This window comes from Mucilaginibacter segetis (genome assembly GCF_016522075.1).
GTDB lineage: Bacteria > Bacteroidota > Bacteroidia > Sphingobacteriales > Sphingobacteriaceae > Mucilaginibacter > Mucilaginibacter segetis.
The window spans coordinates 26,422-43,160 of the sequence record NZ_JAEHFW010000004.1; the positions used below are offsets into that span (position 1 = coordinate 26,422).

14 protein-coding genes are annotated in these 16,739 nt (G+C 40.0%); 9 read left to right on the forward strand and 5 right to left on the reverse strand.

Annotated features, from left to right (window positions below; genetic code table 11):
- Window positions 1–5 precede the first annotated feature (5 nt).
- Window positions 6–698 carry a response regulator transcription factor gene (locus tag I5M19_RS17880; protein WP_200067745.1) on the forward strand — a complete coding sequence of 231 codons (693 nt, stop codon included), beginning with the start codon at window positions 6–8 and terminating at the stop codon, window positions 696–698.
- On the opposite strand, the gene I5M19_RS17885 is transcribed toward I5M19_RS17880, so the two are convergent.
- Complete coding sequence (locus I5M19_RS17885) at window positions 695–1,051, reverse strand: bleomycin resistance protein (protein ID WP_200067746.1); 357 nt, start codon at window positions 1,049–1,051, stop codon at window positions 695–697. The genes I5M19_RS17880 and I5M19_RS17885 overlap by 4 nt on opposite strands.
- A 131-nt stretch (window positions 1,052–1,182) precedes the next feature.
- On the opposite strand from I5M19_RS17885, the gene I5M19_RS17890 reads away from it, so the two are divergent.
- Window positions 1,183–2,751 carry a M28 family metallopeptidase gene (locus I5M19_RS17890; protein WP_200067747.1) on the forward strand — a complete coding sequence of 523 codons (1,569 nt, stop codon included), beginning with the start codon at window positions 1,183–1,185 and terminating at the stop codon, window positions 2,749–2,751.
- 67 nt (window positions 2,752–2,818) lie between these two features.
- Here I5M19_RS17890 and I5M19_RS17895 read toward each other — a convergent pair whose 3' ends face one another.
- Both I5M19_RS17895 and dxs read right to left on the reverse strand, forming a co-directional pair.
- Window positions 2,819–3,886: a type I restriction endonuclease gene (locus tag I5M19_RS17895; protein WP_200067748.1), complete on the reverse strand. Its 1,068-nt coding sequence runs from the start codon at window positions 3,884–3,886 to the stop codon at window positions 2,819–2,821.
- A 142-nt stretch (window positions 3,887–4,028) separates the two neighbouring features.
- Window positions 4,029–5,957, reverse strand: a complete 1,929-nt coding sequence (dxs, locus tag I5M19_RS17900; protein ID WP_200067749.1) for a 1-deoxy-D-xylulose-5-phosphate synthase — start codon at window positions 5,955–5,957, stop codon at window positions 4,029–4,031.
- A gap of 128 nt (window positions 5,958–6,085) precedes the next feature.
- Between dxs and I5M19_RS17905 the strand changes: the two genes are divergently transcribed.
- From I5M19_RS17905 to I5M19_RS17915, 3 genes are all read left to right on the forward strand, one after another.
- On the forward strand, window positions 6,086–6,841 hold the full coding sequence (locus I5M19_RS17905) for a segregation and condensation protein A (RefSeq protein ID WP_200067750.1): 756 nt from the start codon (window positions 6,086–6,088) through the stop codon (window positions 6,839–6,841).
- An 88-nt stretch (window positions 6,842–6,929) separates the two neighbouring features.
- Entirely contained in the window at window positions 6,930–8,216 is a 1,287-nt protein-coding gene (gene glyA / locus I5M19_RS17910) for a serine hydroxymethyltransferase (RefSeq protein WP_200067751.1), read from the forward strand.
- Between the two features lie 3 nt (window positions 8,217–8,219).
- Entirely contained in the window at window positions 8,220–11,345 is a 3,126-nt protein-coding gene (locus tag I5M19_RS17915; RefSeq protein ID WP_200067752.1) for a PAS domain S-box protein, read from the forward strand.
- On the opposite strand, the gene I5M19_RS17920 is transcribed toward I5M19_RS17915, so the two are convergent.
- Window positions 11,346–12,044 carry a ComF family protein gene (locus tag I5M19_RS17920; RefSeq protein ID WP_200067753.1) on the reverse strand — a complete coding sequence of 233 codons (699 nt, stop codon included), beginning with the start codon at window positions 12,042–12,044 and terminating at the stop codon, window positions 11,346–11,348.
- Window positions 12,045–12,071: 27 nt separating this feature from the next.
- Window positions 12,072–13,133, reverse strand: coding sequence for a 23S rRNA (adenine(2503)-C(2))-methyltransferase RlmN (gene rlmN / locus I5M19_RS17925; protein ID WP_200067754.1), 1,062 nt, complete (start codon window positions 13,131–13,133; stop codon window positions 12,072–12,074).
- Between the two features lie 152 nt (window positions 13,134–13,285).
- Between rlmN and I5M19_RS17930 the strand changes: the two genes are divergently transcribed.
- The 4 genes from I5M19_RS17930 to dut all read left to right on the forward strand — a co-directional run bounded on the left by I5M19_RS17930 (window position 13,286) and on the right by dut (window position 16,738).
- Window positions 13,286–14,455, forward strand: coding sequence for an amidohydrolase family protein (locus tag I5M19_RS17930; RefSeq protein WP_200067755.1), 1,170 nt, complete (start codon window positions 13,286–13,288; stop codon window positions 14,453–14,455).
- A gap of 68 nt (window positions 14,456–14,523) precedes the next feature.
- Complete coding sequence (locus tag I5M19_RS17935; protein ID WP_200067867.1) at window positions 14,524–14,808, forward strand: acylphosphatase; 285 nt, start codon at window positions 14,524–14,526, stop codon at window positions 14,806–14,808.
- A 14-nt stretch (window positions 14,809–14,822) separates the two neighbouring features.
- Window positions 14,823–16,307, forward strand: coding sequence for an oligosaccharide flippase family protein (locus I5M19_RS17940; RefSeq protein WP_200067756.1), 1,485 nt, complete (start codon window positions 14,823–14,825; stop codon window positions 16,305–16,307).
- A complete protein-coding gene (dut, locus tag I5M19_RS17945; RefSeq protein WP_200067757.1) occupies window positions 16,304–16,738 on the forward strand; it encodes a dUTP diphosphatase in 435 nt (144 codons plus the stop codon). Before I5M19_RS17940 ends, dut begins: the two co-directional genes overlap by 4 nt.
- Window position 16,739 lies beyond the last annotated feature (1 nt).

Sequence of the window (16,739 nt, forward strand, 5' to 3'; positions counted from 1 at the left end):
TCAATATGAAAAAAATATTACTGGTTGAGGACGATCCTAATCTGGGCTTGCTGTTGCAGGATTACCTACAGCTGAAAGGTAAGTTTGATGTAGTGTTATGCAAAGACGGGGACGAAGGTTTACGGGCCTTTACCAAACAGACTTATGACCTGCTGATACTGGATGTGATGATGCCTAAAAAGGATGGTTTTACCCTTGGTAAGGAAATCAGAAAAATGAATGCGCAGGTACCCATAATTTTTGCCACAGCCAAGGGCATGATAGAGGATAAAACGCAGGCCTTTAATTTAGGCGGAGACGATTATATCACCAAACCATTTAGAATAGAGGAACTTTTACTGCGTATTAACGCTTTGCTTAAACGTGCAGATAACGCGGAGAAAAAAGCGGATGAAATGCCAACGCAGTTTAAGTTAGGAGGGTATGATTTTGATTATACCTCGCAGGTAATTACGCGGGGGGGCAACAGCCAGAAACTATCTACCAAAGAGGCCGAATTGCTGCGCTTATTATGTTTACGAAAAAACGAAGTGCTTACACGCGAAGAAGCTTTATTAAATATTTGGCACGACGATAATTATTTTAACGGCCGCAGTATGGATGTTTTTTTAAGTAAGATACGTAAGTATTTAAAGGATGATCCGGCTGTGGAGATCATTAATGTGCACGGTAAGGGGTATAAAATGCTGATCAATTAATCATCGTCAGCCATATCCTCGCCGAAGTGGATGATATTGCCGTTGTTATCCAGAATACTGAATTGTTTCATTTTCCAGGGCATTTCTTTCAGTTCTCCGTTGGGGTGTACCACGCCGTGAGGTTTTAATTCGGCATACAGCTTATCAACTTCAGTAACATTCACATAACAACCTGTGTTTTTAGCGATCTCTGCATCAGTACAGGGCCATAAATGAATATTGATATCATCGCGGCTAAATATCAGATATCCCTCCCAACTGGAATGGAAGGTAAACCCCAGCTTTTCTGTATAAAAGTTTATAGTATCATCCTCATTTAACGAGGCTAAAATTGGTACGGCCGATCTGAGCATTTTTTTAAGGATAACTATTATTCAAATATAAGGCGAATTAATTTGCTTGTAACAACTTTGTTAATTCTGCCGAAGATTTTTACAGTTTAAATTAGATAAGTTTGTTTATTGCTTACTTAAACTGATCAAATATGAAATTAAAATTACTTTACACCTGTATTGTTTTTACAGGCTTAACGGGTTCTGTGTTAGCACAGGAGGCCGTTGACCAGGCTGCTGTTCAAAAGATCCGCGAGGAAGGATTGAACCATTCCAAGGTGATGGAAACAGCCTTTTATTTAACTGATGTTGCCGGGCCGCGACTGGCAGGTTCACCCGGACTTAAACGCGCGCAAAACTGGGCGGTAAACCAGTTAAAGGCCTGGGGCATGTCGAACGCTAAATTAGAGCCCTGGGGCAAATTTGGCAAAGGCTGGGAAGTTCAGAAGAACTACGCTGCCATGACCGCACCTTACTATCACGCTATTATTGCCATACCTAAAGCATGGACTCCAGGTACAAACGGGCCCATAAAAAGCGAAGTAGTATTGGTAAAAGCGGATACCGTAACCGATTTAGATAAGTACAAAGGCAAATTGCAGGGTAAGGTGGTGATTTTTGATACCGAAAATACACTGAACAGGACCTTTAAACCGGATGCGGCCCGATACACTGATGAAGAATTAGCTGAAATGGAAAACGCAGAAGCACAGCGTGGGGGTGGTGGCCGTCGTGCTTTTGACCGTAACAACCCGCGTTTTGTTGCTATGATGAAAGCAAGGGCAATGCGTGGCGCTTTAAACGAATTTTTAATCAACGAAAAAGTTGGTCTTATTTTAAGCCAGGCACGTGGTACCGATGGTACCGTATTTACTACTAACGGCGCATCATATGCCGATACCGCCAAAGCTGTGGCTCCAGAGCTGGAAACCAGCGGCGAAGATTATCTGCGTATTTTAAGATTGGTTAAAGCCGGACAGCATGTAGAGGTGGAAGCTGATATAAAAACCCGGTTTATAACTGATGATATGAACGGTTATAACGTAGTGGCCGAAATTCCTGGTACGGACAAAACCTTAAAAGATCAGGTAATAATGATAGGCGGCCACCTTGACTCGTGGCATGCGGCAACCGGGGCTACTGATAATGCTGCAGGCAGCGCGGTAATGATGGAGGCTATGCGCATTTTAAAAGCAATAGATTTTAAGCCGAAACGCACTATCCGTATTGCCTTATGGAGTTCAGAGGAGCAGGGTTTATTTGGTTCGCGTAATTACGTGCTTAACCACTTTGGCGATCCGGCTACCATGAAGTTAAAACCCGAACAAGCTAAGTTAGACGCTTACTATAACCTTGATAACGGTACAGGTAAAATACGCGGTATTTACTTACAGGGCGACTCAGCAGCCGGGCCGATATTTAAGGCATGGTTCGCGCCGTTTAAAGACCTTGGAGCATCAACCGTTACCATTCGTAATACAGGCGGTACCGATCACCAGTCGTTTGATGCGGTTGGCCTGCCGGGCTTCCAGTTTATACAGGATGCTATTGATTATGGCGCCCGTACCCACCACAGTAACCAGGATACTTATGATCGTTTAATTGAGGATGATCTGAAACAGGCAGCTACCATCGTAGCATCATTTGTGTATAATACATCGCAACGTACAGAAATGATACCCCGTAAACCCTTACCAGAGCCGCGCGGCGCAAGGAGGTAGTTTACGTTGAAATAAAAAAAGGCGATCAGGGAATATTTCTGATCGCCTTTTTGCTTTTGCGAATAACTTATAAATATAAATCAAGAGCATCAAAAAACTGCTTTTTTAATTGATATAGTTCATTTAGATCAGTGATTTCTGTTTTAACAAACTCTTTGTTATTGTTTATAATTGCAATTGTTTTTTTCTTTTCCGTGAAGTATAAGCGGCATATTGGTTTTCTGTTATTATCATCTAACAATATAGCGCAGTAAGATTGGGCATCTCTCAAGTCAACTCTCTTTGGATCTATCTTCTCAGAAAGTATAGATTTAATTATTAAACACCCTACAATTTCATCTTCGGTTGTCTCAATATTATTACCATCAGAAATGTCTGTTTTTTGAGAGTCAATAACTGGAGTTAAGGATTCTTCTTTGTTAGTGTCTATTTCTAAAGCTGATTTAAATCTTTCGTTTAATATATCATTTATGTAAATTGAACAAGCTCTCTTGGTAATTAGCTTAAACTGTTCTAATACCTTTTGAGTAACTGCACCGGGATAAACTTTTTTTGTGAAGTATTTTACGAATTCATCTGTAGGATCAGCAAATTCTTGATTTAATGCCTGTTTTATCTGGTTCAAATATTTAAGTTCACTTGCAGTGTTTGTAATATTATCTACATCAAAATATGATTTATGAAACTTTCTGAGCTCAATAATTTCATTGTCTTTAATGTCAGTAATTTTGAATTCAAAAAATGGTTTCTCATCCATTTTATTCGGACTTGCTAAATCCGTATAAAACTTGAATTGAATACCATTTGTAAGTAGTCCAAACTTAGCCTCACTTGTGTGAAAATATCTAAATAATTGAGAATTATGCGGATTTAAATCTTGTGTGTAATGTTTGCATTCAATTAGTAGAATAGGCTTTCCATCGTTCATAATTGCATAATCAACTTTTTCGCCTTTTTTTATTCCAATATCAGCAACGAATTCAGGATTAACCTCAAATGGGTTAAATACATCGTATCCAAGTAGTTGAATAAATGGCATTATTAATGCATTTTTTGTTGCCTCTTCGGTTTGAATTTGGGTGCATAATTTTTCAACGCGCGATGCAAATTGAAGAATTTGATCTTTAAAGTCCATGATTGATTTAAGTTTAGGTTAGGTTTACTATTTAGTAATCTGTAAGGTAGATTAAAATTTTGGGAAAAGGAATTGTTTATAATGCAAAAAGCGATAAGAAACTAATCCTATCGCTTTTACAATGAGTTTTTTATAAATTTTATTATGAAGCTTTAGTATGTTTGTTGCGTTTAATTTCCTGCGCTTTTACTTTGGCAACAATTGCTGCCGCGTTGTATCCGCATTCGGCCCAAAGTTCGGGCTGTTCGCCATGTTCTATAATCCGGTCAGGAATACCTAAACGTATAATATTTGCTTTGTATTTATTGTCGGCCATAAATTCTAACACAGCGGTACCCATGCCGCCTTCAAGACATCCGTCCTCAACGGTTATTACCGTATTGAATTTTGCAAATACCTCGTGCAACAATCCTTCATCAAGGGGTTTTACAAACCGGAGGTCGTAATGTGCCGGGTAATAGCCGTCATCGTTTAATTCTGCAGTAGCTTTTACCACCTCGTTACCAATGGTGCCGATGGACAATATGGTAACATCTTCACCATCACATATTTTGCGTCCCTTGCCCACCGGTATAGCTTTGAAAGGGCGTTGCCAGTCAACCATTACACCGTTACCACGCGGATAGCGAATAGAGAAAGGGCCCATATCATTCTGCTGAGCGGTGTACATCAGGTTACGGAGTTCTTCCTCGTTCATCGGGGCGGATACCGTCATGTTGGGGATACAGCGCATATAAGCGAGGTCGTATGCGCCGTGGTGGGTTGGTCCGTCAGCTCCGGCAATACCGGCCCTGTCCAGGCAAAAAATAACATTAAGCTTTTGTATGGCTACGTCATGGATAACCTGATCATAAGCCCGCTGCATAAAGCTGGAATATATGTTACAAAACGGGATCAGGCCTTGTGTAGCTAAGCCTGCCGAAAAAGTAACCGCATGCTGTTCTGCAATGCCCACGTCAAAAGCGCGGTTAGGCATTGCCTTCATCATCAGGTTAAGCGAGCATCCTGACGGCATTGCCGGAGTTATACCCATAATTTTAGGGTTTTGCTCAGCCAGTTCAATTATAGTATGCCCAAATACATCCTGATATTTTGGTGGCTGTGGCTTATCCTGTTTAGTTTTTTTTATTTCGCCGGTTATTTTATCAAATAAGCCGGGGGCGTGCCATTTGGTCTGGTCTTTCTCGGCTAGGGCGTAGCCTTTGCCCTTTACCGTAATGCAATGCAGCAGTTTTGGACCGGGGATATCGCGCAGATCGCGCAATAATTTTACCAGGTGTTTAACATCGTGGCCGTCAACAGGTCCAAAATACCTGAATTTTAGCGCCTCAAAAAAATTGCTTCTTTTAAGAAGGGTGCCCTTAATGCTTTTTTCCAGTTTCTTGGCTATTTTAAAAGCATCGGGCCCTATTGATGATATTTTTGCCAGCACGGTAGCAATATCATCCCTGAAACGGTTGTATGGGCGCGAGGTGGTAATATCCGTTAAATATTCTTTAAGCGCGCCAACGTTAGGATCTATCGACATGTTATTGTCGTTCAGTATCACTAACAAATTACTATTCTCTATACCTGCATGGTTAAGCGCTTCAAAAGCAAGTCCGGCTGTCATGGCGCCATCGCCTATTACCGCTACGTGCTGCCTGTCGGTTTCGCCTTTGTATTGTGATGCTACGGCCATGCCTAACGCAGCGGAGATAGATGTAGAGGAGTGGCCCACACCAAATGTATCAAACGGGCTTTCCGCTCTTTTCGGGAAACCGCTTATACCGTTATGGACGCGGTTAGTATGAAAGGTATCGCGACGGCCGGTCAATATTTTATGACCATAGGCCTGGTGGCCAACGTCCCAAACTAACTGATCATAAGGGGTATTTAAAACATATTGCAGGGCTACTGTAAGTTCTACAACACCAAGGCTTGCGGCAAAGTGCCCGCCATTTACCGATACTACATCAATAATATACTGACGAAGCTCGTTACAAACCTTTTCAAGCTCTTCTTCCTTAACTTGCTTTAAATCAGTTGGGGAATTAATAGTTTTTAACAAATCACCTGCGGGTACCTGCATGGATATTTTATAGCCTTTATTAACTTACAAAGTAAGTTATTTTATTGATATAATCAGAATATGGTAAAGGTAAATATTGTTTTTAAATTAACAATTTAATATATGTTAATAAGCTGTATTTTTGAGCTATGACCGATGATGGTTTCGCCATAAAACTACCTCAGTTTGAGGGGCCGTTTGATTTGCTGCTTTTTTTTATTGAAAGGGATGAGCTTGATATACATGACATCCCGATAGCCCGGATTACCGACGATTTTTTGAATTACATCCATCAGATGACGGTTTTGAATATGGAGCTGGCCAGTGAATTTATTTTTGTTGCGGCTACCTTAATGCGTATTAAAGCCAAAATGCTGTTGCCCCGTTATAATGCCGATGACGAGGAAAATGAAAAGGATACGAGGGAGGGCCTCATCAGAAAGCTTATAGAATATAAGAAGTTTAAGGAAGTGTGCGATGACCTGCGCCCGTATGAGGATGAGCGCCTGAAACAGGAAAAGCGGGGCAATATTAAAACCGATCTGGAGCAGGTTGAAAAGGTCACAACACCCGGCGAGGAACTGTCTGACCTAAGCTTGTATAAATTAATGATGGTGTATAACCGCATGATGCGCCAATATATTACACGTACCGAAGAGGTGCACCATACCATAGTACAATACCCCTATACCATTGAGAAGCAAAAGCAGGCCATAAGCGAGTTGCTTAAAATAAACAGGAAACTCGATTTTAAGAACATTGCCCTTAACTCCGAGAATAAGGTGCATTTTGTATATAATTTTTTGGCTGTATTGGAGATGCTGCAACAGGATCTGGTCGATATTCAAATAGGGTTGGGGTTTAATAATTTTTGGATATCGCCCAGAATGAATGCCGCAGACTAAAAAGAAAGAATAAGTATTAATAATAAAACGCTTTTAGCTTTAGGGTTTTACTTCTAATATCTAACTTAGGGCCGTTTTAAAAATAACCATGAAGAGAGACAAACTGATTTTTAAGCTACTGGACGAAGAGCAGCAGCGCCAGGAAGAAGGCATTGAGCTTATCGCATCTGAAAATTTTGTGAGCAAACAGGTAATGGAAGCCGCAGGCTCTGTAGCAACCAATAAATATGCCGAAGGATTGCCTGGCAAACGTTATTACGGTGGCTGCGAGGTGGTTGATGAAATTGAAACCATAGCTATTGAACGTGCCAAGCAGCTTTTTAATGCAGAGTGGGCTAACGTACAGCCCCATAGCGGCGCGCAGGCAAATGCAGCGGTAATGCTGGCTTGTTTACAGCCGGGCGATAAAATATTAGGGTTCGATCTTTCACATGGCGGGCACTTAACACATGGTTCGCCTGTTAACTTTTCAGGGAAATTATATAAACCCTTTTTTTACGGTGTGGATAAAGAAACCGGTTTGGTTGATTATGATCATCTGAAAAAGGTAGCGTTAAAAGAAAAACCAAAACTGATCATCTGTGGCGCATCAGCTTACTCGCGCGATTGGGATTATGAATTTATACGTAAGGTAGCCGATGAAGTAGGTGCACTGGTATTGGCAGATATATCGCATCCGGCGGGGTTAATAGCGCGCGGCTTGTTAACCGATCCGCTGCCACACTGCCACATAGTTACCACCACTACACACAAAACGCTTCGCGGGCCACGCGGGGGCCTTATTTTGTTAGGTAAGGATTTTGAGAACCCTTGGGGCTTAAAAACACCGAAAGGCGAAGTGAAAATGATGTCGGCCGTATTGGACATGGCAGTTTTCCCGGGTACGCAGGGCGGGCCGCTGGAGCATATCATTGCAGCTAAAGCAGTTGCCTTTGGCGAAGCGCTGAGCGATAGCTATATGAAATACATAGCGCAGGTTAAACTTAATGCAGCTGCTATGGCCAAGGCATTTACCGAAAGGGGATATAACATTATATCGGGTGGTACCGATAATCATTTAATGCTTATCGATCTGCGTAATAAGAATATCAGCGGAAAGGCGGCCGAAAACGCATTGGTAATTGCCGATATCACCGTAAATAAAAATATGGTGCCCTTTGATGATAAGTCGCCGTTTGTTACTTCGGGCATACGCGTAGGTACTGCCGCCATAACCACCCGCGGTTTGAAGGAAAAGAATATGGAAGCGATTGTGGAACTGATAGATGCGGTTTTAAAAGATCCGGAAAATGAAACATCGCTGAAGAAAATACGTAAAAGGGTACATAAGTTTATGAATGACTACCCGCTCTACCGCGATAAACATTTAAAATAGCGAATGACAAGTGAGCAACAGCATCTTTTTGACTATGAAAACCGGCGCTTAAATGCGCTTAATTCATACGAAGTACTGGATACTTTGCCCGAAAAAGAATATGATGCCATTACCCGGCTGGCATCATATATATGCCATGCGCCCATCGCTTTGATCACTTTGATCGACAGCGAAAAGCAATGGATTAAATCAAAGGTGGGGGTTGATATTGAAGAAACTTCCCGGACGAACGCGTTTTGTAATTACACGATAGAAAGTGACGAAATTTTTGAAGTAGCGGATGCGTTAAAGGATGAAAAAGTAAAAGATAACCCATTTGTTGATTCTGCGGGAATACGGTTTTATGCGGGGGCGCCGTTAATTGATCCGGATGGATATCGTCTGGGGTCGTTATGTGTCATTGATCACATCCCGCGTAAACTTAGTCCTGAACAGCGCGATGCCCTGCGCACCCTTGCTGACGAGGTGATGTCGCACCTTACCCTTCGCAAACAAAAAAAAGAACTTGAGCAAAGTGTATTGGTGCATAAAGAGTTCTATAATCTGTTCAATAGTTCATCCGAGATACATCTTATAGCTGATAGTGATTCTAACATCCAACTGATAAACGAGGCTGCTAATACAATTTTAGGCTATAAACCTGCTGATGTGACAGGGAAATCATTATGGGAGTTTGTAGCCGGTAAAGATCGTGAGCAATTTGTTTCGCTTATTGAAAAAGGCCTGGAATCGGAAAAACCGTTTGAACTGGAAACCCAGATACCTGCACATAACGGTGAAATTAAATGGATAAGCTGGACGGCGAACTACAGCGCCAGTAAATGGTATGCCAGTGGCAGGGACATTACCTATCAAAAAATGCTGCTTACCGAAACGGAGCAACTCTCGCTGGTGGCAAGTAAAATAAATAACGGAGTAGTAATTAGTGATACTGATGATAAGATAATCTGGGCTAACAGCGCTTTTGAAAAAATAACCGGTTATAAAACTACCGAGGTAAAAGGAGAATATATTGGTAAGGTGCTGAAAGGGAAGCCAAAGGATAACGCAGCTGAACAGGAACTGATAAAAGCGATAAAAAACAAGGTATCCTATGAGGTGGAATTGTTGATTGATAATAAAAGTGGTGAACAATCCTGGGTATCAGTTACCAATACTATCATATACTCTGCCGATGGCACTGTTGACAAATATGTAAGGATAATTATCGACATCACATCGCGCAAGAAGGCGGAGCAGGATGTAGAAATACTTTCGTTTGCCGCACGCAAGTCGCCCAGCGGAATAATGACACGCGATAAAGATGGGAGGATTATATGGATGAACGAGGCTATGGAGCGCATTATTGGTTATTCACTTGAAGAGTTGAAAGGCCAAACCGTAGGTAAAAGATTGATAGGTGAAGAAACGGATCTTAAGGTATTTGAAAAAGCTGTTGAAGCTGTAAAGCAAAACCAACCCTATGAAATAGAGCTGAAAATATATAAGAAAGACGGATCTACGGCGTGGGTGTTCATATCAAACAGTCCGCTGTTTAACGAAACCGGAACTGTAGAACGCCAGATAGGCGTAATGGTTGATATTACCGAGCGTAAAAAATCGGAAGAAGAGTTGACCATGCTATCATTGGTGGCCAGCAGAACTACCAGCGGAGTTGTAATTAATAACAGTAAAGGGAAGGTGGAATGGGTTAACCCATCATTTGAACAAATTACCGGCTACAGCCTTACCGATGTAAAGGATCAGCACCTGGGAGATGTGCTTAAGGGAGAACTTACTGATGTATCCCTTATTGAAAAAGCACGTGAATTATCCGCACAAAAGCAATCCTTTGAGGTGGATCTGCTGATCTACCGCAAGGATGGCCAGCAACTGTGGCTTTCTGTTATCAACTCGGTAATTATGGATGCCGAGGGTAAAGTAGACAAATATATAGAGGTAATTATAGACATCACCTCAAAAAAGAAAGCAGAACTTGAACTGGTAGCTGCAAAAGAAGAAGCTTTGCAATTAAGCCGTGCAAAAGACATGTTTATTTCAGTGATGAGCCATGAGATACGCACACCGCTTAACGCGGTTATAGGTATGTCGCATTTATTGCTGGAAGATAACCCTCTTGAGTCGCAAAAAGAGAATTTAAGCATCCTTAAGTTTTCTGCAGAGAATTTGATGACCTTAATAAATGACGTACTTGACTTCACAAAAATAGAAACCGGTAATATAGAACTGGAGAAGGCGAAGGTTGATATACGTGAAATGATTAAAGGCATTATTGCATCAATGCAATATAAAGCAAAAGAAAAAGATATTTATTTAAAAAGCCAAATTGATGATGCGGTTCCGGCCGTTGTGATAGGCGATAGAGCAAGGCTTGTGCAAATATTATTGAATCTTATCAGTAATTCTGTTAAATTTACGGGCAAAGGAGGCGTAAGCATCGATCTGAAGGTTATTGAACAAAATAACAATACGGTAAGAATACGCTTTGCGGTAACAGATACCGGTATAGGTATTGCGAAAAATAAATTAAATACCATATTCGAATCTTTTAAGCAGGCCGAAGCCGATACTACACGAAATTATGGTGGTACGGGTTTAGGTTTAGCTATCAGTAAGCGGTTAATAGAATTACATGATTCACGTATTAACGTTGATAGTGAGTTAGGAGAGGGGTCAACCTTTTGGTTTACTATAACATTTAATAAATTAGATAACCACACAAGTACTAACGATAATAAAGTGGAAGCAGGATTAAATATTAACGTATTGGTAGTTGATGACAATCAGATTAACAGATTGCTTATCAACAAAGTATTGAAGAAGTGGGGAGCCAGTGCTGACTTTGCCGAAAATGGCGTGGAGGCGATAGAGAAATTGGAACTTAACAAAAATTATGATGTTGTGCTTATGGATATTCATATGCCGCTAATGGGTGGTTTAGAAGCTACGGGTGTGATAAGGGCAAAAAGTGATTCTTACTTCCAAAAGCTTCCTATTATAGCTTTGACGGCATCAATGCTTAGTAATCAAATGGGCCAGATAGAGGGTGCTGGTATGAACGATTATATTTTAAAACCGTTTGATCCTACTACGCTTTACGATAAGCTGAGCCGCTACCAAAAACAATAATTACTCCGCATAAGCAATAGTTGCTATACTTAGTTTTAGTCCGGGTATTTTAAGCAGCTCAAGTCCGCAGGCTTCCAGTGTCGATCCGGTGGTTATTATATCATCAACCAGTAAAATGTGTTTGTTCATCAATCTTTCGGGATCAAGCACAGTGAAAACCTCCTGCATATTCTCGAACCTTGCAAAGCGCGATTTGTGAGTTTGTGTATGGGTAGCTACTATACGTACCAGGTTATTTGTTTCTACCCGGGCATTTAATTTCGGTGCCAGGCCTTTTGCAAAACACTCACTCTGATTATATCCGCGTTGTTTTAATCTTTTTTTATGGAGAGGAACCGGTATAATAACGTCCACAGAGGTGAATGTTTTATTGAGCATAAGCTGCCCGGCTGCAATACCCCCCAGTAAAGTACCTATCTTATACATGCCGTCGTATTTAAAATGGTGCATCATTTTTTGCACACTGCCACCTTTATTAAAATAGAACAAAGCGTATGCTGCCTCAATGGGTAATTTGCCCCAAAACTGCCGTGCAACAATGTTATCGGATTGCAAATGAAAGTTGGTTTTTGGTAAATTGTACAGGCAATCGGTACAAAGGATGGTCTCGTTGGCCATTAAGCCATTGTGGCACGCGGCACATATTTGAGGAAATATGAGAGAAGCAAAGTCCGCTAAGTAAACACCCAAGGCTTTCATGGTGTTAATTTAAGCAGATATTTATATTCAGGAAACCTTTTCTTTCTCTTTAATTGCCAGCTGGCCACAGGCCGCATCAATATCTTTACCCCGACTGCGGCGTAAATTAGTATTAACACCTTGTTTACGCAGATAATCGGCAAAAACCTCAATCTTATCTTCACCGGCATTTAAGTAACTCGCAAAGGCAATGGGGTTATATTCAATAATATTTACCTTACAGGGGAGGTGCTTACAAAAGCTGGCTAATTCCATCGCATCCTGCAGGGTATCGTTTACGCCATCAAAAACAATATATTCATACGTTACAGGGTTTTTGGTTTTAGCGTAGTAATATTTTAATGCCTCGGCAAGGGCCTTTAATGAATTTTGCTCATTTATGGGCATAATAGTGTTTCGCTTTTCATCATTGGCAGCATGTAACGAAAGTGCCAGATTAAACTTAACCCCATCATCGCCAAGCTTACGAATCATTTTTGCTATGCCCGCTGTAGATACTGTAATACGTTTTGCAGCCATATTTAAACCATCCGGAGAAGTTATTTTTTCGATAGATTTAATAACATTGGCATAGTTTAACAGCGGTTCACCCATCCCCATATATACAATATTTGATAACGGAATGCCATAGTTTTCGCGCGCTTGCTTATCTATTAATACTACCTGATCATAAATCTCATCGGGATTAAGGTTGCGTTTTCGCTCCATATAGCCGGTAGCACAGAACTTACAGGTAAGGCTGCAACCCACTTGTGATGATACACAAGCCGTCATGCGGCCGGGCGTCGGAATTAAAACGCCCTCAATTAAGTGAGTATCGTATAATATAAAAGAATTTTTTATAGTTTTATCAGCACTAATCTGTGAAGAATTAATTTTAACATTATTGATGGTAAAATTTTCGTTGAGTTTAGTACGAAGTTCTTTTGAAATATTGCTCATGTCATCAAAAGATAAGCATGATTTTTTCCAAAGCCACTCATAAACCTGTTTAGCACGGAAGCTCTTTTCATTCATTTGAATAAAGTGCTGCTGTAAAGCTTCCAGACTCAGGCTGCGGATATCAATTTTACCTTTTTTGTTGTTCACATTACAAAAGTACTTAAATTTAAAAAATTCGTTCTTTTTTTAAAGTCATTCTTTTATAACATTAAAAACAATAACTAAAAGTTAATTGTTAGCTAATTCATAATAGAGAATGGGTTTGAAAAATTTCAGTGGAAGATGCTAAGATATATTTAATGAAAAGTTTTAAAGCCGATTACGTTTATCCTGTTTATGCCGATCCGATAAAAGATGGAATTGTAACCATTGATGACCATGGTAAAATAATTTCAATAACAAATAGCCTCACGGATAAACCAGATCATGAATTAGAACATCATAGCGGAGTTATCTGTCCGGGTTTTATAAATACGCATTGTCACGTAGAGTTCTCTCATCTTAAAGATAAAATTGCACAGGGCGGCGGACTGATCACTTTCATAAAAGATATACAGAAATTAAGGAATGCTGATAAAAGCGAGATATTGGCTGCAGCAGAAAAGGCTGATAATGAAATGTATGAAAATGGCATAGTAGCCGTTGGCGATACCTCAAACAGTAATATAAGTGTATCAGTTAAAGCGAAAAGTAAGCTTTATTACCACACTTTTGTAGAGATATTTGGCTTTTCTCCCGAAAATGCTGAAAAGTTATTTAATGACGCACTTGCGCTTGCAGATGAGTTTAAACCGCAATCAAGTTCGGTTACTGCTCATGCTCCGTATTCCGTATCAAAAGAATTGTTCAGGTTAATAAAGCGATATAGTGATAACGGTAAAAACCTGCTAAGTATTCATAACCAGGAATGTGATGATGAGAATAAATTTTATAGATATAAACTTGGCGGATTTATAGAACTGTATGACCATTTAGGGATAAATATTGATCATTTTCGCCCGCAGGCGCGCAATTCCCTGCAATCAATAATTCCACTTTTAACCAACCGGCAAAAAATTTTGCTGGTGCATAATACCTGTACCAATTTAAAAGATATCTACTTTATTAAACGATTTGACCGGAAAATAAACTGGTGTTTTTGCCCCAATGCCAATATGTACATAGAAAAAAGGTTGCCTAAGGTAGATCTGTTTGTAAATCAGGGATTAAATATCACTTTAGGAACTGATAGCCTGGCATCGAACAGTAAATTGTGCATTTTAAGTGAAATGCGCACCCTGCAACATAAATTCCCTTCGCTGAGTTTAGGCACCCTGTTAAAATGGGGAACCATTAATGGAGCGGAATTTTTGGGGATCGACGAAACCATGGGCACACTCGAAACAGGGAAAACTCCGGGACTTAATCTTATTACAGGCTTAGATGGGTTAAAAATCACTCCTGAAACTAAAGTAAAAAAATTGGTTTAATTAAATTTGATTGCGTTGATTTGAAGTAATGTAATAATACTTCAGAAAAAACAAGTTCAGATTAAATGATCAAACATTTAGATATTACCGTTAACGGCAAAGTGCAAGGCGTTTTTTACCGTAAATCAACCAAGGCGGTGGCCGACCAGTTAGGTGTGCGAGGCTTTGTGATGAACAAACCCAACGGCGACGTGTATATTGAGGCTGAGGCCGATACCGCTACATTGGATATGTTTTTAGACTGGTGCAATGAGGGGCCTGAGAATGCTGTGGTAGGTGCTGTTGAAACGCATGAGGGCGAATTAAAAAACTATCGTAATTTTGAGGTGGTTAAGAAAAGCATTTTCAAGTAAGTAATTTATAGCCATTGTCAACCGCAAAAAAATTCGCAGGTCAAACTGCCATGTATGGATTAGGTACCGTTATTCCGCGTTTACTCAGTTCATTGCTTACACCGCTTTATACAAGTGCCTACAACCCCAAAATATATAGTATTTTTAGTACCATGTTCAGTTATGCCGCTGTATTGCAGGTATTACTGGCATTTGGCATGGAAACCACTTTTTTCAGGTATCTGAATAAGATAAGTGAAAAAAAGCAGGAGGTTTACAATAATAGTTTTTGGGCAGTATTTATGATAACGGTGCTGTTTTTATTATTAACTATTCCCTTTACCCATACCATAGCAAGTTTCATAAAAATAGGTGATACTACTTCGCAAAAAGAATTTGAACTATACATCTATTACTTTATAGCCATATTAGTTTTAGATGCCTGGTGCGCTATACCCTTTGCCAAACTACGTGCGGATGGGCGGCCCATAAAATACAGTATTATTAAAACCATTAATATTGTAGTTACTGTATCGTTGAATCTAATTTTAATATTACTTATACCTTATATTATTAAAAATAATTTTACAGGTGCCGCATGGTTTAAAACATGGTATATTGATAGTTGGGTTGGATACGCGTTTATTGCCAATATTGCCGCCAGTTTTATTACGCTGCTCCTGCTATCATCAGAGCTGTTAAAAATTCAGATGCGGTTTGATGCAGCTATATTTAAAAGCATGCTTAAATATAGCTGGCCGGTAATGATAGCTGGCCTATCCTATGTGGTGAATGAGAATTTTGATAAGATATTATTAGGTAAGTTACTGCCCGCTAATATCAGCGAGCGCGAATTGGGTATTTATGCGGGTTGTGCACGTATATCAGTGTTTCTCAGCTTATTTAACCAGGCTTTTAGGATGGGGGCCGAACCTTTCTTTTTTAGTCATGCCAAAAACAAAAATTCCGGGCATACTTATGCCCGTATCATGGATTATTTTGTTATCACCATGTGTTTAATGTTTGTAGGGGTGGTGGCAAATATTAATATATTTAAATATTACGTGCATGATAAAGCCTACTGGGTAGGGTTGCCGGTAGTTCCGCCATTGTTATTGGGGTATGTAAGTTTAGGGGTATATACTAATTTGTCCATCTGGTACAAACTATCCGATCAAACAAAATATGGGTTGTATATTTCCGGAATTGGTGCAATACTCACCATAGTGCTAAATGTTATTTTTATACGTAAATACAGCTACATGGCATCGGCATGGATATCGTTGATCGCTTATGCCAGCATGATGGTCATGTCGTACATATGGGGGCAAAAAAATTACCCGATACCTTATAACCTGAAAAAGAATTTAGCGTATATTGTTATTTCGGTAGTACTTGTTTACTTGTCATTCAGTGTATTTAAACGCAACATATTTATCGGCAATGCCTTTTTGATCTTATTTGGACTTGGGGCATTGTATAATGAAAGAAAAGAACTAAAAGCTATATTTAGCAGATGAACATTAAAGTAATAAATAAATCAAAAAACGCCTTACCCGCGTATGAGACGTTACATTCAGCGGGAATGGATCTCCGCGCAGACCTGGAAGAGCCTGTGTTGTTAAAGCCCCTGGAACGCAAACTGATACCTACCGGTTTATATATTGAATTACCTGAAGGATATGAGGCACAGATAAGACCCCGAAGCGGTTTGGCTTTTAAACACGGTATAGGTATTGTAAATTCACCTGGCACAATTGATGCAGACTATCGTGGTGAAATTAAGGTGCTGCTTGTAAACCTTTCAAATGTGGATTTTGAAATAAACACCGGGGACAGGGTAGCTCAAATGATAGTGGCAAAACACGAAAAGGTGATTTGGCAGGAAGTAGAAAATTTAAATGAAACTGTACGTGGTGCCGGTGGCTATGGCCATACGGGCGTTGGTTAAA